We start from the raw sequence: 18,034 nt of genomic DNA, 5'->3' as shown, positions 1-18,034 counted from the left end.
GGGGGCCTTTGTGGGGTTCTGGGCAAGTTGTGGTTTCTGGGCAAGTTGTGGTTTCTGGGCGAGTTTGGGCACTTCTGCCATGCCGCGGACGCTCGTAGGGTGGGTTCATGGCCTTCCAGCAGCGCGAGACGAGGCCGCTGGCGGAACCGGCGGTGATCACGGACGCGCGGCTGTCAAGGAGCGAGGACATCTCCCGGCGAGAGATCCGCTACCTGGTGACGATGGCCTTCCGCACCGCCTGCTTCGGAATCATCTTCCTGGTGCCCGGCTGGTGGAAGTTGGTCGTCGTCGCGGGAGCGGCGATCCTGCCACCCATCGCGGTCGTGCTGGGCAATGCGCAGGACAACCGTTCGTTGCCGATGGCCCGCCCCGAAGAGCCGCAGCAGGTCATGCCCCAGCTCACCGCCGGCCAGGAGGTGATCAGCGGCGAGTTCACCGAGGTTGACCGAGGGTAGGGTCGCGAAGGTGAAGAAGTTGTGGTTGCGCTGGATCGCCCTGGCACTGTTCGTGATCGTGCTGGCGGCGACCTTCGTCCGGTTGGGTGAGTGGCAGTTGCACCGCCTCGACTGGCGCAAGGAGACCAACGCGCAGGTGGTGGCCAATTCCGCCAAGGCCATCCAGCCCTACCAGGCCGTCTTCGACCAGACGCCCGTGACGGACGACGAACAATGGCAGCGGGTGACCGCGACCGGCACCTTCGACGGAGACAACCAGTTCCTGGCCATGTTCCGCAACCGTTCGGATGACTCCGGCTCGGAGGTCATCACCCCGCTGAAGACCGATCGAGGCGAGTACCTGTTGGTCGACCGCGGTTTCATCAAGCGTGATCGCGGCACCCAGGAGAACATCGCCATTCCTGCGGCGCCCACCGGCACGGTGACCGTCACCGGTTATGTCCGGCGTAGCGAGAACGGCAAGGCGTCCAACATCACCGTCGTCGACAACCGGATGCGGCTGGTCAACTCGAGCGAGATCGCCAAGGTGCTCCCCTACCCCGTCCTGGACGGATACCTGGGGGCGACCGAGGTGAGCGGCCAGTCGGCAGAATTGTTGCCAATGGTGACACCGGAGTTGGGCGAGGGTCCGCACCTGTCGTACGCGATCCAGTGGTTCTGCTTCACCGCGATCGCGGTGGCGGGCATGGTCGTGCTGATCCGCGGTGACATGCGCGACCGAAAGAAGATGAAGCAACAGGCTGCAAAACAACTGGAAGGGGACGTCGATGGATCTCGGACTTGAGGGCAAGGTCTTCCTGGTCACGGCGGCGAGCTCCGGGCTCGGCCTGGCGACCGCGCACGAGTTGGTGGGCGAAGGCGCGAAGGTCGTCCTGGTGGCGCGTCGGGCCGAGGTGCTCGAGCAGCTCGCCGACGAGCTCGGTGCAGCGGTTCTTGCCGGTGACCTGGCCGACGCCGACCTCCCGCAGCGGGCCGTGGATCTTGCCGTGGGACATTACGGCCGAATCGACGGTGCCTTCGTGAGCGTCGGCGGACCGCCCAAGGGCACCGTCCTCGACACCACGGACGAGCAGTGGGCGGACGCCTTCGGTTCCGTCTTCATGCCCGCGGTGCGCGTGGCACGAGCCCTGTTCGCGGCGAACCCGCAGGGGCGCGCCGGGCTGGTGCTGTCGTCGTCCGCGAAGTCGCCGCTGGCGCAGATGGCGCCCTCCAACGGTCTTCGTCCCGGGCTGGCCATGCTGGTCAAGCAGCTTGCGGACGAGGTGGGTCCCGCGGGCGGGCGCGCCTTCGGCGTGCTGCCCGGCTCGATCGGTACCGACCGGATGACCTACCTGCTGGGGCAGGCTCCCGACCCCGCCGCAGCGAAGGCCGCCACCGAAGCCGGTATCCCCCTGCGCAGGATGGGTGATCCCGCCGAGTTCGGCCGCATCGCCGCCTTCTTGTTGTCCGACGCCGCGTCCTATGTCACTGGTTGCCTGGTGCCGGTCGACGGCGGCGCCATGCGCGCGCTGTGACCTGGTCGACACCCCTTCCATGATCGATGTCGCATTGGGCCTGCTGGCCTGCCCGCAGTGCAGTTCGCCTCTGACCAGGGACGGTGGTTCGCTGGCCTGCCGCCAAGGGCACCGCTTCGACATCGCCAAACAGGGGCACGTGAACCTGCTCGGACGTGCCGCGCCGGCAAACGCCGACACAGCCGAGATGGTGGCTGCCCGGGATCGTTTCCTGGGAGCCGGTCACTACCGTCCGATCGCGGACGCACTGGTGCACCGTGCGGGACGAGCGCGCCGGGTGCTCGAGGTCGGGGCCGGTACTGGTTGGTATCTCGCGCAGGTCTTGGACGCCTTGGACGATGCGGTGGGCCTGGCCACGGACGTCTCCCCCATGGCAGCTCGCCGGGCCGCAAAGGCGCACCCCCATGCTGGGTCGGTGGTGGCCGACACCTGGGCGGGGCTGCCGGTGCGCTCCGGTTCGGTGGACCTGCTGACCTGCGTCTTCGCGCCCCGGAATGCGCCCGAGTTCGCCCGGGTGCTGGCCCAGGGCGGGTTGTTGCTGGTCGTGACGCCCAACCCGGGACACCTGGCGCGGGCGCGGGAATCCCTGGGACTGATGGGCCTCGAGGCCGACAAGCTGGCCAAGGTGCAGCGTCAGTTCGCGGGTGCCTTCGAGCCGATCGGCACCCAGCGCATCGCCTGGACGATCGATCTGTCGGCCGAGGCTCTGGCCGACCTGGTCGCGATGGGTCCCAACGCCTTCCACCAGCACGAATCGGTGCGCGAGGGTATGAGCGTGGACGCCGACGTCCAGGTCAGCATCTTCCGCAAGCCAGCCCAGCGGGGATGAGGGAGCCCAGGTAACACCGGCGGACCGACGTCACGGCCGGCTTGGCGCCCAGCCGGTCTGGCGCTGCCACGCGGCAGGCGGTACAAACTCGTCATCCCAGGGCATTGGCTCGTTGGAGCGGCAGCTCCGTTACGGGGCCCGGGCCACACCTGACCGAACGAGCCCCTGCACGGCCCCCCACAGGGTGTCTTGACCCCTGATTTCTTCACGTGGAACCTTGCATTGGAACTGGTGTTTGAATATAATTCCATTTGACAGCTCGAAGGTGAGAGGGGGTGGGCGCAGTGCAGGAACTACCGGCAGACCGGGATGAGGCGATCCGCCTGATGCGTCGGAACAGGGACGCGATCCGTCGGGCGCAGGCCCTCGACCTCCAACTCGCCGCCCACATCGCCGACCTCTACTCCGAACTGGACGATGACCCCACCTTCATGTTGCCAGGAACCGAACGGCTGGTGCAGGTCGGCTCCGACGGCACCCCCGAGGTCGCGGAGTTCTGCACCCTGGAGATCTGCTCCTACCTCGGCGTCACGAACGACCATGTGGAAGCGCTGATGTCCGACGCACTGGACGTGCGGCACCGACTCCCCCAGCTCTGGCGACTGCTGGACCAGGGCGCCGTGCCCGTGTGGCAGGCGCGCGAACTGGCGTCGATCTCTCGCCTGCTCCCACACGACGCATGCCTCGAACTCGATCGCCGACTGTCGCCGGTGATGGTCGGCATGTCGTGGAAGAAGACCCAGGAGCTGGCTCGCGCGCTCGTACTGGAGCTACTCGATCCCGACGAGGCAGACGCCGAACGGGAGCGTGCACTGGAGCGCCGGCGGGTCGACATCCGCGAGTCGGAGAACGGCGTCAGTCACGTGGACGGGTGGCTGGACGCTGGGGACGCGATCCTGCTGGACGGCCAGCTCAACCGCGTGACACGAATCCTCCGCGAGGGTGGCCAGCGGGGCACCCACGACGCACTGCGCGCGATGTCCCTTGGGGTTCTCGCGAATCCGGGGCGCGCACTACAGGTTCTGCAAGCCGACCTGATGGACCACCTGCCCGAAGACCCGGACGAGTTCGAGGACTGCATCCGCGCCGGGCAGCCAGGGCACGCCTGCGGCATGATCACCGTCGATCCCGACCTCCTCCTCCCCACTGCGGAACTCGTGGTGCACCTCACGGACACCACACTGGCTGGTGGCGACGGTCCGGCTCGCGTGGAGAAGGTCGGCCCGATGCTGGCCCAGTGGGCAGCCGAGATGCTGCGCAACCACCGGGTCGGCGTGCGTCCGGTCGTGGACGCGAACCGGACCGCAGCCAGCGATGCCTACGAAGCGCCGGACAGGCTGCGCCAGGCTGTCCAACTACGCAATCCCAATGAGGTCTTCCCCTGGTCGACGCGTTCGTCCGCCCGGTGTGACCTGGACCACACGGCCCCCTACCACCCCGGCGGACCCCCGGGCCAGACCCGGCTGGAGAACCTCGGACCGTTGACCCGGTTCGTGCATCGTGCGAAGACCCACGGGGGCTGGAAACTCGACCAACCCGAATCAGGTCTGTTCGTCTGGACCAGCCCGCTCGGGCACCGCTATCTCGTCACGCGTTCCCACACGATCGCGCTGGACGCTCCGGAGGAAGTCGTCCCCCTCGTCGCCTGATCGAACACACCCACCTGCTCGCGTGCGGAATCCGTGCGGGCTCACGCGGTCGAATGTGTGCGTCCAGCGGAGGCACTGGATTCTTTCCCAGACGGGAAACGACCATGGATTCACTGATCACGCGATTCCCCTGTGCCCCCGTGGGGGAAGCAAGGGAGCAGCGCCCGGTGGGGGTGAGCCTGCTGGGTTACCCGGACCGGGCCATCGAGCGTGGGCTCGGGATCGCACGGGCAGGCGACAGCACCGGGCGCAACCGGGAAGGCATCTTGGCGATCACCTCGTCCCCAGCCATCGTCAGCGTCCCGGGGCTTCCGCCGTGAACAGGTCCTCGGCCCGGGCCGGGTAGAGGGGCACGACGTCCTCGCCGCCGCCGAACCGCCGCCAGACCACCGGCAGGACGGTCCCGTCGATCTCGGTCATCGTGGCGCCCTCAAGGGCGGGCGGCGGGTCCAACAGTCCCGTCCAGACGAAGACGATCTCGTGCCCGAGCTCGCCCTCGTAACGGAAGATGTTCTCCACGACGCCGAGGAAGCGCAGGTCGTCGATGCGGGCACAAAGTTCCTCGTCCACCTCGCGGATGATGCACTCACGATGGGTCTCCCCCAACTCGACCGAGCCGCCAATCAACCGGTGGAAGCCCTCGGGGTTCTCCAGCGACGGTCCACTGACGCTGACCGCGTGCGCGGTTCCTTCCGGGTTTGGGGCAATGAGCATCGCCTTGACGCGGATGCGCGACCTGTTCACTTCCCGAGCAGCCTCACTCATCAGTCCTCCGTGAACTGGGCGTGGTACAGCTCGGCGTACGGACCCCCGGCGGCCAGCAGCTCGTCATGAGTGCCGTGCTCGACGATGCTCCCCTGCTCCACCACCAGGATCTGGTCGGCGGCCCGCACCGTCGACAGCCGGTGCGCGATCACGACGCTGGTGCGGTTGGCCATCGCGGTGTCCAGGGCCCGTTGCACGGCCACCTCCGACTCGCTGTCCAGGTGCGCGGTCGCCTCGTCGAGGACGACGATCGGCGGTGCCTTCAACAACAACCGGGCGATCGCCAGCCGCTGCCGCTCGCCACCGCTGAGCCGGTAGCCGCGCTCCCCGACCATGGTGTCCAGCCCGTCCGGCAGCCGGTCCACCAGCTCCAGCACCTGCGCCGCAGCCAGGGCCGCGCGCATCTGCTCCTCGGTGGCCTCGGGAGCGCCGTAGGCCAGGTTGTTGCGGATCGTGTCGTGGAACATGTGCGCGTCCTGCGTCACATAGCCCACCATCTGCTGCAGCGAGGCCAGGGTCAGCTCCCGCACGTCGTCCCCGCCGACCCGCACGGCACCCTCGGTGACGTCATAGAGCCTGGTCAGCAGGTTTGTGATCGTCGTCTTGCCCGACCCGGACGGCCCCACCAGCGCCAGCGTCTGCCCGGGACTGACGTGGAAGTTGATCCCGTGCAGCACTTCGGTGTTGCGGGCCTCGACGCCGGGGGTCACCGGTTCCAGCGACGACAGCGACACCTCCTCGGGCTCGGGGTAGGTGAAGTGCACCCGGTCGAAGTCGATGGACGCCTGCCCGGACGCGGCATGGGCGCCCGGACGGTCGGCCACCAGCGGTTCGACGTCCAGCACCTCGAAGACCCGCTCGAAGCTCACCAGCGCGCTCATCACGTCCACCCGCACATTGGTCAGCTGCACCAGCGGCCCGTAGAGCCTGGCCAGCAGGCTGGCGAGCGCGGTCAACGTGCCCACGGTGATGGCGCCGCGAATGGTCATCACGCCGCCCGCGCCGTAGACCAGCGCGGTCGCCAGCGCCGCGACCAGCGTCAGCGAGGTCATGAAGTATCGTCCGACCAGGGCGATCCGGACGTTCGTCTCTCGCGCCGCGCCGGCCTTGTCGGCGAACAGCCGGTGTTCCTCCGACGGACGTCCGAACAGCTTGACCAGCAGCGCACCGGAGACCGTGAACCGCTCGGTCATGATCGCGGACATGTCCCCGTTCAGCTGCATCGAGTCACGGGTCAGGTCGGCCAACCGGCCGCCCACGATGCGTGCGGGCACCAAGAAGATCGGCAGCATCACCAGCGACGCCAGGGTCAGCTGCCAGTTCAACGCCAGCATGGCGGCCAGCACCAGCACCAGTTGGATGATGTTGCTCACCACGCTCGACAGCGTGGACGTGAACGCGCGCTGCGCCCCGAGAACGTCCGACTGCAGGCGGCTGACCAGCTTGCCGGTGTGGGTGCGGCTGAAGAAGGCCAGCGGCATCGAGGTGACGTGGTCGAAGACTTGGGTGCGCAGGTCGAAGATCAGGCCCTCGCCGATCCGCGCGGAGCACCAGCGGTTCAGGATCCCGATGCCCGCCTCGATGACGGCCAGCACCCCCACCACGGCCGCGAGGGTGATGACCAGCCGGCTGTTCCCCTTGAGCACGCCCTCGTCGATGATCGACTTGAACAACAGGGGCGGGGCGACGGCCAGCACCGCGTCCAGCACGATGCAGACCCCGAAGACGGCCAGCAGCCCGCGGTAGGGCCTGCCATAACCGATGACGCGACGCACGGTGCCGGGCGCGAGCCGATGACTCTTCACCGACTGGTCCTTGCGCAGGCCACCCATCACGCCGCCGCCTGCACGGCCCATGCCCATCCCCATGCTCACGCTGGCTGGCTCACTTCCGCTTGTCGCGCCCGTTCTTCTTGCCGGGCTTCTTCTTGTCTGCCGTGCTCTTGGCCTTGCCGGACGTGCTCTTCTCGGTCTTCCTGTCCTTGGCGGACGACGTCTTCGCGGACGACGCCTTGCCTGCGGGCGACTTGTCGGGCCTCTTCTTGTCCGGCTTGCCGCCCTGCTTGTTCTTGTCAGCCTTCTTGGACGACTTCGCCTTCGTGGGCTTCGCCGATTCCTGCGGCGGGAGGGTGGCGGCGTCCGCATCCACCACCTTCTGGGCCGCCACCTCCGGCGCCACGGGGGGCACCGGCACCGGGCGGACGGACGAAGGGATGCGCGCGCGAGCCGCGGGGGAACGAGTGTCCCCACCGCGGGTGCGCAGCACCGCCCCGGCCTCCTTGAGCACCGTCTGCACCCAGCCATAGGAACGGCCCAGGTCGATCGCCAGCGCGCGGATCGATTCCCCGTCCCCGTAGCGAAGAGCCAGGTCGGCGCCGAGCTGGCTGCGCTGTTCACCGACGACGCGGGCGCCGCGGCCCGGCCTGGACGGGGGCTGCGTCACTGCCATGGACGGGCCTTCCTTCGGGGTGGGACGGGTGTGCTGCCACGCTAGTGCGAGTGGGATGGGAGCCGCTAGGCGAGCGAGATCAGCTCAGCATATTCGGGGGTCCACAGGTCCTCGACGCCATCGGGCAGCACCAGCACCCGGTCGGGGTCGAGCGCGTGCACCGCGCCCTCGTCGTGGGTCACGAGCACCACTGCCCCGGCGTAGGTGCGGATCGCGTTGAGCACCTCTTCGCGGCTGGCCGGGTCGAGGTTGTTCGTCGGCTCGTCCAGCAACAGGACGTTCGCCGCGCTGACCACCAGCGTCGCCAGCGCGAGCCGGGTCTTCTCGCCACCCGACAGCACTCGGGCGGGCTTCTCGACGTCCTCGCCGGTGAACAGGAAGGAGCCCAGCACCTTGCGGCACTCGGTCTCGTTCATGTTCGGGGTCGAGGCGACCATGTTCTCCAGCACCGTGGAGTTCAGGTCCAGCAGATCGTGCTCCTGCGCGAAATAGCCGAGCTTCAGCCCGTGGCCGGGGAGCACCTCGCCGGTGTCGGACTCCTCCACCCCGGCCAGGATGCGCAGCAGGGTGGTCTTGCCGGCGCCGTTCAGGCCCAGGATGACGACCTTCGACCCCCGGTCGATCGCCAGGTCCACGCCCATGAAGACCTCGAGTGAGCCATAGGTCTTGGAGAGGTCGTTGGCCGTGAGCGGCACCTTGCCGCAGGGCGCGGGCTCCGGGAAACGGATCTTCGCGACCTTGTCGGCCGCGCGCTCGTCCTCGAGACCGGCCAGCATCCGTTCAGCGCGCTTCTGCATCGAGTGCGCCGCCGATGCCTTGGTCGCCTTGGCGCCGAGCTTGTCGGCCTGGGCGAGCAACTGCGAGGCCTTCTTCTCGGCATTCGCGCGCTCGCGCTTGCGACGCTTCTCGTCGGTCTCGCGCTGCTTGAGGTAGAGCTTCCAGCCCATCGAGTAGATGTCGATCTCGGCGCGGTTCGCGTCCAGATGCATCACCCGGTTCACCGTCGCGTCCAGCAGGCCGGTGTCGTGGCTGATCATGATCAACCCGCCGGGGTAGGTCTTGAGGAAGTCCCGCAGCCAGGTGATCGAGTCGGCGTCGAGGTGGTTGGTGGGCTCGTCCAGCAGCAGTGTGTCTGCGCCGGAGAACAGGATGCGCGCCAGCTCGATGCGGCGGCGCTGACCACCGGACAGGTTGCGCAGCGGCTGCGCCAGCACGCGGTCGGGCAGCGAGAGGTTCGCGGCGATCCGGTGCGCCTCGCTCTCGGCGGCATAGCCACCGGCGGCGACGAACTGGCCTTCGGCCTTCGAGTAGGCGGTCATCGCCTGGTCGCGCTCGTCCCCGGTGGCCGTGCTCATCGCCTGCTCCAGGTCGCGCATCTTGACCAACACGCGGTCCAGCGAGCGGGCCGAGAGGATGCGGTCGCGGGCGATGGTCTCCAGGTCGGGGTCGCGTGGGTCCTGCGGAAGGTAGCCGAGCTGGCCCGAGCGGGTTACCTGGCCGCCGGCGGGGAGCCCCTCCCCCGCCAGGATGCGCGTGAGGGTGGTCTTCCCGGCGCCATTGCGACCGACCAGACCCACCTTGTCGCCGTTGATCACCTGGAAGGAGATGGGTGAGACGAGCAACCGGGCGCCCGCCCTGACTTCGAGATCCTTGACCTGCAGCACGCCGTCCAGTGTTCCATGAGCGCAACCGAGCCCGAAAACCACCGATGTCGGTGGTTTCCGGGCTCGGTTCGAGAACTCTGTCGCCTCAGATCCGGCCGCCGCCACCACCCATGCCCCCGCCGCCCATCTCGCTGGCCGAGGCGGTGTTGGCGGTGACGGTGGTCACCAAGGTGTCGTTGACGTAGACGTCGTAGCTCTCGCCCGAGGTGATCTCGGAGGTGGAGAACCAGACGGTGCCGAAGTCGGCCTGCGCGGTGTAGGACGCGATCTCGGTGTCGCCGCTCTTCAGCGTCACCACGTCGCCGGACGATCCGGTGGCCGAGGCCATCACCCAGCCCTGGCTGGAGTCGCTGGTGGGCGACTGCGCCATCGACGACGTACCCGCCGCCAGCAGGGTGCCCCCGTTGATCGTCAGGCCGTTGTCGAGGTCGAGTGAGCCATTGCCGCCCTGGGTCGGGCCGGAGACCATCACGGTGCCGCCGGTCATCGTCATGGCACCGGAGTTGGCGTCCAGGCCGTCGCCGCCGACCAGTAGTTCGGTCGTGCCGCCGCTGACGGTGACGCCGGTCTCGCCGTCGCCGGAGGCGTTGATGCCGTCGTCGCTGGTGGTGATCTTGTTGGTGCCGCCGCTGATGGTGATCTGCGGCGCCTCGATGCCCTCATAGGACTGCTCGACGGTGGTGGCGCCGCCCGCGAGGGTGATCGACTGCTCGGCGTGGATGCCGTCGTCGGCCGACTTCAGCGACAGCGTCCCGCCGTCGATGGTGATCTGGCCGTCGCTGTGCAGGGAGTCATCGGCGGCGTCGACCGTCACCGAGCCCTTGCTGACGACGAGGTTGACGCCCGCCTTGAGGCCCTTGGCGGAGGCGTCGTCCGCGACCTGGCTTCCGGAGCCGCCACCGGTGGTGACGTCGACGGTGCCGCCATTGACGACGACGTCGGTGGTGGCCACCAGCCCGTCCCCGCCGGCGGTGGCGGTGATCGTGCCGCCGGTGACCGAGATGTAGCCGCGGTCGGCGTCGGTGTCGTTGTCGGACTTCACCGCGTCGCCCTGGGCGTCCACCGTGACGGTGCCGCCCGTGACGATGACGTAGTCCTGGCCGCGGATGCCGTCGTCGGCGGCCTTGACACTGATGGTGCCCGACTCGATCACCAGGCCGTCGGAGCTCGCGATGCCGTCGTTGGCGGTGCCGGTGACCGACAACGAGCCGTCACCGGTGATCGTCAGGTCGGCCTTGGAGTCGATCGCCGCGGTGGCATCGTCGGTGGACGAGGCAGCGTCGGTGACGGAGTTGGTGGAGCCGTCGGCCAGGATGATGACCGCCTCGTCAGCAGCCGCCACGGAGATGGCCGGGCCACTGGACGAGGTGATGGTGGCGTCGTCGAGGATGACGCGCACCACGCCGTCGGCGGTGGAGTTGACCACGACCTGCCCGGCCAGGGTGCCCGAGAGCTTGTAGGTGCCGGCGGTGGTGATGGTCACGGTCGAGCCGTCGATGGTGACGCCGTCACCGGTGGCGGACGCGGTGTCGCCGTCCAGGGTGATGCTCACGACATCGGACTCGGAGTAGGCCTCGTCGGCGGCGGAGGCGTGGGACTCCTGGTTGTCGGCCAGGACGGTGGCCGCGCTGGCCCCGGCGGTGGCCGAGGTGGTCGACGCGCTGGTGGTCGAACTGGCGGAACTGGACGAGCTGGAGGTCGACGAGCTGCTCGAGGAGGTGCTCGTCACGACGGTGCTGCTGGAGTCGGCGCCGGCGACCGAGCAACCGGTGAGCAGGGTGGCGCCCACCGCCAGGCCGGCGAGGGTCTTGCGCAGGGTCAGGAACTTGGGTGTGGTCTGGTTCATGTCTGGTGTCCTTCTGGTCAGGGGCGGTTCGGCGGGTCAGCGGAAGTGGTGGCGGAGCGTGCGGCTCCAGCGGTTGTCGGGCAGTGAGGGCTCGAGCGCGGCCAGACCTGTGGCGTACTTGGAGATGCGTTGCGGACGATGCCCGAGCCGCCACAGCGCCTGGTCGAAGACGGTCGGGGCGCCAGCGGTCTTGGTCTCGACGACGACCAGGTCGGGGCGGCGAAGGCGGGCACCCCCGCACAGCTCGGCCCAGGCCAGCTCGGTGTCGATGGTGATCCGGGCGTTGCCGGTTGGTGCCAGCAGGGTCTGGCGGGCATAGCGGCTGCGCAACACGGGGCGCAGGTCGTCGACCTCCAGACCTTCGATCCGGGCCGAGTGCAGGACCTCCGCGACGAAGCGTCGAGCCGGGTCGTCCAGCGCGCCGCGGTCGAGCCCGGGGCTGGCGAGGACGCGCTGCTTCGAGGAGTGCTCACCGCGGCGGGTCTTCACCTCGACGAAGCGTGAGCCGGTGTCGAGGTAGTCGCGGGTGCGCACCTTCCAGCGCCGGGAGCGCCCCCAGGCGGCCTGGCGGTAGGAGTCGAGTTCGGGGGTGTCGAAATAGGTGGACTCGTAGCCGAAGCGGTCAGCCCCGTCGATCGTGAGTACGCGGGTGCCGCTGGGCGCCTGCTCCAGGAATCGGGGCAGTTCGTCGCCGAGCAGCACGTACTTGCGGTCGATCCGGGTCATCAGCTCGGCACGCTCGGTCAGTTCGTCCAGCGTGATGGGGTCGAATTCCCACCCCCGCTCCCCGCGCTCCATGTCGGTCTTCCCCGCGAGCTGGCTCATGCGGCGACCCGCTCGAGGCTGGGGATGTTGTCGTCGTGCAGTGCCCGGCGGCCGGCACCGGTCCAGCGGACCTCGGCCCAGGTGGTCTCGTTCACGAAGTCGACGCGCTGCACGGTGACGCCGAGCACCCGTCCACCGAGCATCCCCTCAAGGTGCGCGATGAGTTCGTCCTCGTCGGCCAGGGCACGGTCGACGACGATCACCTGGCGACGGTGTCCCGGGAACAGGCCGGGATGGTCTGCGACGGCCATCACCAGCACGATGGCCGACATCAGCGCGACCGTCATCGCGATCGGAGCGGTGCTCATGCCACCGAGCAGCCCGAGTGCCAAGGCGCTGAAGTAGTAGGCCACCTCGCGCTGGTTGAGTTCGTCGGAGCGGAGACGGATGATCGACAGCACACCGAACAGGCCCAGGCCGAGGCCGGCCCCGATCGCGGAGTCCATCAGGACGCTCGCGACCGCCAGCACGCCGACGTTCACGCCGAGGTAGGCGGTCAGCAGGTCCCGGCGGTGGTGGCGGGGGAAGTACAGGCCAAAGGTCAAGATGCTGATCGCGACCAGGTTGGCGACGATCGGCCAGAGTGCGGCGATGGTCATATCGCTCCTTGAGTGGGTTGGTGGTGGGGGGGTTCGGACAGGCTCCATCAAGCCCGCTGGGTCTGTGGGTTCCCTGTGTGGGCCACCTGGCCGCCCTGTGAGTCGTCGATACATGTCCTGCCTAGTCAGCGCACAGTTCCCGGACAGGGTCGGTGTCCACAGTTTTCCCATGACCACTTCACGAACCAGCCGCCGAGCCATCCTCGGCGGCGCCCTCGGCACCACGCTTCTCGGCGTCGGCGGGGGCACCGCCTGGGCCCTCGACCGCTTCGTCGTGGACCATGCGGAGATCACCAATGCCTCGTCCTACGGCCAGGGCGCCAGCTCGTCCGCGAGCTCGTCGGCCAGTTCGACCGCCACCGCGTCGGCGAGTGAGTCGGCATCGACCACCTCGGCCACCAGCGGCACTCTGACCGAGACCTCCTACACCTCGGACACCGAGCAGATCACCATCACCTCGAAGAGCTCCGGCTCGGGCGACAGCGCCCTTGCCTGGTTCATCGCGGACGTGCAGGTCACCGACGCCACGCTGGTGAAGACCGCCTTCGCCGAGGACACCTTCGGGACGAACATCATCGCCAACCCCTCCGACATCCTCAGCCAGTTCGGGGGCCTGTTCGGCATCAACGGCGACTACTACGGCTTCCGCGAGACGGGCATCGTCATCCGCAATGGCGTCGCCTTCCGCGACTCCGGGGCCCGCCAGGGCCTGTTGCTCACCCGCGACGGGGACATGTCGCTCTACGACGAGACCGCCACCACCGCGAAGCAGTTGGTCTCCGACGGCGCTTGGCAGACCTGGAGCTTCGGCCCCGGCCTGGTGACCGGTGGCAAGGTCATCGACGGCATCGACTCGATCGAGATCGACACCAATGTCGGCAACCACTCCATCCAGGGCAACCAGCCACGTACCGCCGTCGGCACCCTGGGCACCAACCACTTCGTCTTCGTGGCCGTCGACGGACGATCGTCCGGCTATTCCAACGGCCTCACGCTGCCTGATCTGGCCGAACTCATGAAGGGCATCGGCTGCACCGTCGCCTACAACCTGGACGGTGGCGGGTCCACCGCCATGGTCTTCAACGGGTCGCTGGTGAACAACCCGCTCGGCAAGGGCCAGGAGCGCGGTACCTCCGACATCATCTACCTGTCGAAGTGAGCGTGACATGAGTGCCGCAGCAGTCCCCAGCACCCGAGATGTCGTCGTCCTGGTGCCCGCCTACGAGCCGGACACCCGCCTCGCCGAACTCGTCGACACCCTCTCCCGCACCGCCCCGCAACACGAGGTGCTGGTGGTCGACGACGGCTCCGGCCCCGAGTACGACTCCATCTTCGCCCTCGCCGAGGTGGCCGGCGCGACGGTCGTCCGCTTCCCCACCAACCGGGGCAAGGGAGCCGCGCTGCGGGCCGGTTTCGCGTGGGTGCGCGAGCATCGGGCCGGACGAGATGTCGTGTGCGCCGACTGCGACGGCCAGCACACCCCAGCCGACATCCAGTCCGTCGCCGAGGGTCTGCGCAACGACACGGACATGGTGTTGGGGGTGCGGATGTTCACCGGGCAGGTGCCCGCGCGCAGCCGGTTCGGGAACGACGCGACGCGCATCCTGTTCCGCTGGATCACCGGGACCTCCATCCTCGACACCCAGACTGGCCTGCGCGCCTACCCGGCCCGCCTGCTCGGGTGGCTGGAGGGCATCGAGGGCGACCGCTTCGAGTACGAGCTGAACCTGCTGCTGGCCGCCGGGGACGACCACCTAAGCATCACCCAGGTGCCGATCGAGACGATCTACCTTGCCGACAACGAGTCCTCGCACTTCCGGCCCCTGGCCGACTCCGCGCGGATCTACCGTCCGTTGCTGGCCCACGGCCTGCGCCGCAGCGCGCGACAGCTGCGCTTCGCCGCCTCGTCCCTGACCGGTTTCGCGATCGACACCGCCCTGCTGCTGGTGCTGCAGGGCGCCCTCGGGTCCTTGCTGGGCGCCCTGGTGGTGGCGCGGGTGGTGAGTGGCGCGGTGAACTTCACGCTCAACCGGCACTGGGTCTTCCGCGCCGAGAAGCAGCCCCTGGGCCGTTCGCTGTGGCGCTACCTGCAGCTCGCGGTGCTGCTGCTGGTGGCGAACTACCTGCTGATGCTGAGCTTCACCAGCGCCGGGGTCTCATTGCCGATCGCCAAGGTGGCCACGGAGGTGTCCCTGGTGGTGACCAGCTATCTCGGCCAGGCGCTGTGGGTCTTCGCGCGCGGCCACGCTGGGTTGCACCATTCGGGGCTGGAAGAATCTGGGCATGGGACGGACAAGCGGGCGAGCGACGCAGCGGCTGTTCGCCGCGGTGCTGCCATCGCCAGCGGTGGTGCAGTGGCTGGACGACCGGCTGGAGTCGCGACGGCCGGGCTGGGACCTGCGCTGGAACCAGCCGCACCAGTGGCACGTCACGACCGTTTTCTGCCCTGAGGTAGACGACGAGCAGTTGGACGACTTCGTGGACGGGCTGGCCGAGGTGGCGCGCGGGACGGCGCCCTTCGAGCTGGCCATCAGAGGCGGCGGCGCCTTCCCCGAACTCGTCCGGGCCCGCCACCTGATCGCCCTGCTCGACGACCCCGCGGACGGTCTGCCGGAGCTGGCCCGTGGGTCGCGTCGGGCTGCGCGTCGGGCCGGCATCCAGATCGAGTCGAGGCCCTACCAGCCACACCTCACGCTCGCCCGGGCGAACCGTCCGTCCGATCTGTCGGCGTGGGAACCAGTGCTCCAGGATCTGGACGGTCCGCGCTTCGGTGTGGCGGAGTTGGCGCTGGTCCGATCCACGCTCGACACGCGCCAGCACGGGCGTGCGACCCACACTCCGGTTGCTCGTCTACCCCTTGGAGACCATCGCTTCTGACCCCGAGATGGGCCACAATCGTCTTGTGCCGTTGAAAAAGCGAATGGCACCCGATCGGCGGGCGTGTGGATCTTCGTGGGGGAGATCCGCCCCGCCGGTCGTGTTCCGGCCGGACGCGCAGGCGCCGACGGCAGCGATCAGAACCGGGCGTCGAGGTCGGCCCGCATCAGCTGGATCATCTCGTCCAGCACCTCGCGGTAGTGCGTGAGCTCCGAAGGAGCCAGCGAACCGAAGCGACGCTCGTCCGCCTCCGCCAGCAGTGCCCTGGCCTGGTTGAGTCGCTCCCGGCCGTCGTCGGTGATCCGTACCCGCACCAGTCGCTGGTCGTCCTTGTCTCCCACCGTCTCCACCAGGCCCTGCGCAGCCATGCGGGACACCAGGCGTGTCACGTTGCCGCGGGTGCAGAGCAGTTCCTTGGCCACGCTCGAGACGGACGGGTCCTCGGGGTGCTCGTCGGCGGTGCGCAGCAGGTTGTACTGGGTGGGGGTCAGGTCGGCCGCGGCAATGGTGCGACGGTCGCCGTCGTCCAGCACGAGGTAGGCGACGCGCAGCCGCTCAACCAGCTCCTCCATCAGTCCGTCTCCTGCCCATTCCCTTTTTTGGTGACTAGTCACCATAATGGCTCCATTGACCCTGCCCGCGAGCACCAGCAGGATGCCCGGCACCACTGAAGGATGATTGTGTCACCCACTGCCCCACCACCGCTTCCTGCCGCGCATCCTCTACAGGAACCCCACCACGACGGGTCAGCGCTGTACGTCGACCCCGCGCACCCGGCGCTGGGCGAGAAGGTGCGGCTGCGGCTCCGCGTCCCCCATTCCCATCCGGTGACCTCGGTGCACATTCGTCACCTCGCGGACGCCGAACCCCGCTTCGTCGAGGCGCACGAACTGTCGCGCGACGACTGGGAGTCGGTCTGGCAGTGCGAGCTCGTGATGCCCAACCCGACGCTCAACTACCGCTGGATCCTCGCCGGCGGCCCCACCGGCTACGCGTGGGTCAACGGGACGGGCGTGCACACCCGCGACGTCCCCGATGCCGCCGACTTCCGGCTGGTGACTGCCCCCGAACCGGCCGCCTGGACCCGCGATGCCGTCGTCTACCAGATCTTCCCCGACCGCTTCGCGCGTTCGTCCGCAGCCGACGAGCGCGATCTGCCCGAATGGGCCGTCGCTCGCGGGTGGGATGAGCCGGTCAAGCTCGACACCCCCGCCCACGGCAGCGAGTTCGTCTACGGCGGAGACCTGCGCGGCGTCGCCGAACGCCTCGACCACATCGCCTCGCTCGGTGCCGACGTGGTCTACCTGACCCCCTTCTTCCCGTCCGAGTCCAACCACCGCTACGACGCCACCAGCTTCGACCACGTCGACCCGATCCTGGGTGGCGACGAGGCGCTGGTCGAACTGGTCGAGGCTGCCCATGCCCGCGGGATGAAGGTGATCGGCGACTTCACCACCAACCACACCGGCGTCACCCACGAGTGGTTCCAGACCGCACTGGCCGACCCGAACTCCCCCGAGCACGACTTCTACCTCTGGGAACCGGAGGGAAAGTTCGGTTACGCGACCTGGCTCGGGGTGCGCACCCTGCCCAAGCTCAACTTCGCGTCCGAGGCCCTGTTCGAGCGGCTGTTCGGCACCGACGGTGTGATCCGCCGGTGGCTGCGCGCCCCCTATGGTCTGGACGGCTGGCGGGTGGACGTCGGCAACATGACCGGTCGCTACCGCGACCAGGACCACTACCACCAGGTGGCCCGGGCGATGCGCGCCGCCGTGGACGCCGAGGGTGACAAGTACCTCGTGGTCGAGCACGGGCATGACCTGACCGGCGACCTGGACGGCCACGGCTGGCAGGGCGCGATGAACTACACCGGTTTCACCCGCCCGATGTGGACCTGGCTGCGCCACCCCAACGACGCCCCCAAGTTCCTCGGCTCGCCGCTGATGGTCCCCCGCCTCGGCGGTGAGCAGGTCGTCGAGACCATCTCCGAGTTCAGCTCCCACATCCCGTGGAGCGTGCTGCGCCACTCGATGAACCTGATCGGCTCCCACGACACCACCCGCGTGCTGACGCTGGCCCACGGTGACCGGCGGATCGCCGGCGCAGCGGCCGCGATGCTCTACACGATGCCCAGCGTCCCGATGCTGTACTACGGCGACGAGGTCGGCCTCGAGGGCGACTACGCCGAGGACGGGCGCCGTCCCTTCCCCTGGGGTGACGAGTCCGGCTGGGACACCGACCTGCTCGAGCTGTACCGCAGCCTGGGGTCCGCCCGCCGCGAGCTGGACGCGCTGCGCCACGGCGGCCTGCGCTGGGCCGGCGCGAACGACGACGCCATCTGCTTCCTGCGCGAGACCGGAGACCAGCGCGCGCTGGTGGTCGTCAGCCGCGACGCCTTCGGTGAGCTGCGCCTGCCCGCTGCTGCCCTCAAGGGCATCGGCGAGGGACGCGCGGTGATCGGCGGCGGAGTCAGCGTCGACGACCACCAGGTGACGATCACCGACACCGGCTCCCCGGTGACCATCTGGGTCTGGTGACAGCGAGCAAGACACGGACAAGACAC

At 68.7% G+C, this 18,034-nt stretch carries 17 protein-coding genes; 9 read left to right on the top strand and 8 right to left on the bottom strand.

Annotated elements, in window-relative coordinates:
• Nucleotides 1–107 precede the first annotated feature (107 nt).
• The 5 genes from ABD089_RS01575 to ABD089_RS01555 all read left to right on the top strand — a co-directional run bounded on the left by ABD089_RS01575 (nucleotide 108) and on the right by ABD089_RS01555 (nucleotide 4,447).
• Nucleotides 108–455, top strand: a complete 348-nt coding sequence (locus ABD089_RS01575) for a DUF3099 domain-containing protein (RefSeq protein ID WP_343884426.1) — start codon at nucleotides 108–110, stop codon at nucleotides 453–455.
• A 10-nt stretch (nucleotides 456–465) separates the two neighbouring features.
• Nucleotides 466–1,239 carry an SURF1 family cytochrome oxidase biogenesis protein gene (locus ABD089_RS01570; RefSeq protein WP_343884425.1) on the top strand — a complete coding sequence of 258 codons (774 nt, stop codon included), beginning with the start codon at nucleotides 466–468 and terminating at the stop codon, nucleotides 1,237–1,239.
• The gene (locus ABD089_RS01565) at nucleotides 1,223–1,969 is read left to right on the top strand and encodes an SDR family oxidoreductase (protein WP_343884424.1); all 747 of its coding nucleotides are present in this window, start codon (nucleotides 1,223–1,225) and stop codon (nucleotides 1,967–1,969) included. The genes ABD089_RS01570 and ABD089_RS01565 overlap by 17 nt, the downstream gene beginning before the upstream one ends.
• A gap of 19 nt (nucleotides 1,970–1,988) precedes the next feature.
• Nucleotides 1,989–2,798, top strand: a complete 810-nt coding sequence (locus tag ABD089_RS01560; RefSeq protein WP_343884423.1) for a putative RNA methyltransferase — start codon at nucleotides 1,989–1,991, stop codon at nucleotides 2,796–2,798.
• A gap of 275 nt (nucleotides 2,799–3,073) precedes the next feature.
• On the top strand, nucleotides 3,074–4,447 hold the full coding sequence (locus tag ABD089_RS01555) for a DUF222 domain-containing protein (protein WP_343884422.1): 1,374 nt from the start codon (nucleotides 3,074–3,076) through the stop codon (nucleotides 4,445–4,447).
• A 294-nt stretch (nucleotides 4,448–4,741) separates the two neighbouring features.
• Here the strand turns inward: ABD089_RS01555 and ABD089_RS01550 are convergent, their stop codons facing one another.
• The 7 genes from ABD089_RS01550 to ABD089_RS01520 all read right to left on the bottom strand — a co-directional run bounded on the left by ABD089_RS01550 (nucleotide 4,742) and on the right by ABD089_RS01520 (nucleotide 12,594).
• Complete coding sequence (locus ABD089_RS01550) at nucleotides 4,742–5,212, bottom strand: NUDIX domain-containing protein (protein ID WP_343884420.1); 471 nt, start codon at nucleotides 5,210–5,212, stop codon at nucleotides 4,742–4,744.
• On the bottom strand, nucleotides 5,212–7,068 hold the full coding sequence (locus ABD089_RS01545) for an ABC transporter ATP-binding protein (RefSeq protein ID WP_343884418.1): 1,857 nt from the start codon (nucleotides 7,066–7,068) through the stop codon (nucleotides 5,212–5,214). Before ABD089_RS01545 ends, ABD089_RS01550 begins: the two co-directional genes overlap by 1 nt.
• Nucleotides 7,069–7,096: 28 nt before the next feature.
• Nucleotides 7,097–7,660, bottom strand: coding sequence for a helix-turn-helix domain-containing protein (locus ABD089_RS01540; RefSeq protein WP_343884417.1), 564 nt, complete (start codon nucleotides 7,658–7,660; stop codon nucleotides 7,097–7,099).
• Nucleotides 7,661–7,725: 65 nt separating this feature from the next.
• A complete protein-coding gene (locus tag ABD089_RS01535) occupies nucleotides 7,726–9,324 on the bottom strand; it encodes an ABC-F family ATP-binding cassette domain-containing protein (protein WP_343884416.1) in 1,599 nt (532 codons plus the stop codon).
• Between the two features lie 85 nt (nucleotides 9,325–9,409).
• Complete coding sequence (locus tag ABD089_RS01530; protein WP_343884415.1) at nucleotides 9,410–11,170, bottom strand: carbohydrate-binding domain-containing protein; 1,761 nt, start codon at nucleotides 11,168–11,170, stop codon at nucleotides 9,410–9,412.
• A gap of 36 nt (nucleotides 11,171–11,206) precedes the next feature.
• Complete coding sequence (locus tag ABD089_RS01525; protein ID WP_343884413.1) at nucleotides 11,207–11,995, bottom strand: polyphosphate polymerase domain-containing protein; 789 nt, start codon at nucleotides 11,993–11,995, stop codon at nucleotides 11,207–11,209.
• The gene (locus ABD089_RS01520) at nucleotides 11,992–12,594 is read right to left on the bottom strand and encodes a DUF4956 domain-containing protein (protein ID WP_343884411.1); all 603 of its coding nucleotides are present in this window, start codon (nucleotides 12,592–12,594) and stop codon (nucleotides 11,992–11,994) included. The genes ABD089_RS01525 and ABD089_RS01520 overlap by 4 nt, the downstream gene beginning before the upstream one ends.
• Nucleotides 12,595–12,763: 169 nt before the next feature.
• Here ABD089_RS01520 and ABD089_RS01515 point away from each other — a divergent pair, with 169 nt between their 5' ends.
• From ABD089_RS01515 to thpR, 3 genes are read left to right on the top strand one after another with little or no spacing between them, the layout of a single operon-like run.
• Nucleotides 12,764–13,753, top strand: coding sequence for a phosphodiester glycosidase family protein (locus ABD089_RS01515; RefSeq protein WP_343884410.1), 990 nt, complete (start codon nucleotides 12,764–12,766; stop codon nucleotides 13,751–13,753).
• 7 nt (nucleotides 13,754–13,760) lie between these two features.
• A complete protein-coding gene (locus ABD089_RS01510) occupies nucleotides 13,761–15,044 on the top strand; it encodes a glycosyltransferase (RefSeq protein ID WP_343884409.1) in 1,284 nt (427 codons plus the stop codon).
• Nucleotides 14,941–15,471, top strand: a complete 531-nt coding sequence (gene thpR, locus ABD089_RS01505; protein ID WP_343884408.1) for an RNA 2',3'-cyclic phosphodiesterase — start codon at nucleotides 14,941–14,943, stop codon at nucleotides 15,469–15,471. Before ABD089_RS01510 ends, thpR begins: the two co-directional genes overlap by 104 nt.
• A 137-nt stretch (nucleotides 15,472–15,608) precedes the next feature.
• On the opposite strand, the gene ABD089_RS01500 is transcribed toward thpR, so the two are convergent.
• A complete protein-coding gene (locus ABD089_RS01500) occupies nucleotides 15,609–16,043 on the bottom strand; it encodes a MarR family winged helix-turn-helix transcriptional regulator (protein WP_343884407.1) in 435 nt (144 codons plus the stop codon).
• A gap of 108 nt (nucleotides 16,044–16,151) precedes the next feature.
• Between ABD089_RS01500 and ABD089_RS01495 the strand changes: the two genes are divergently transcribed.
• Complete coding sequence (locus ABD089_RS01495; protein ID WP_343884406.1) at nucleotides 16,152–18,008, top strand: glycoside hydrolase family 13 protein; 1,857 nt, start codon at nucleotides 16,152–16,154, stop codon at nucleotides 18,006–18,008.
• Nucleotides 18,009–18,034 lie beyond the last annotated feature (26 nt).

The sequence above is a fragment of the Luteococcus sanguinis genome, from assembly GCF_039527675.1.
Lineage (GTDB): Bacteria > Actinomycetota > Actinomycetes > Propionibacteriales > Propionibacteriaceae > Luteococcus > Luteococcus sanguinis.
Note: the sequence above shows the minus strand (reverse complement) of the source record. Positions and strands in the feature narration are given on the sequence as shown.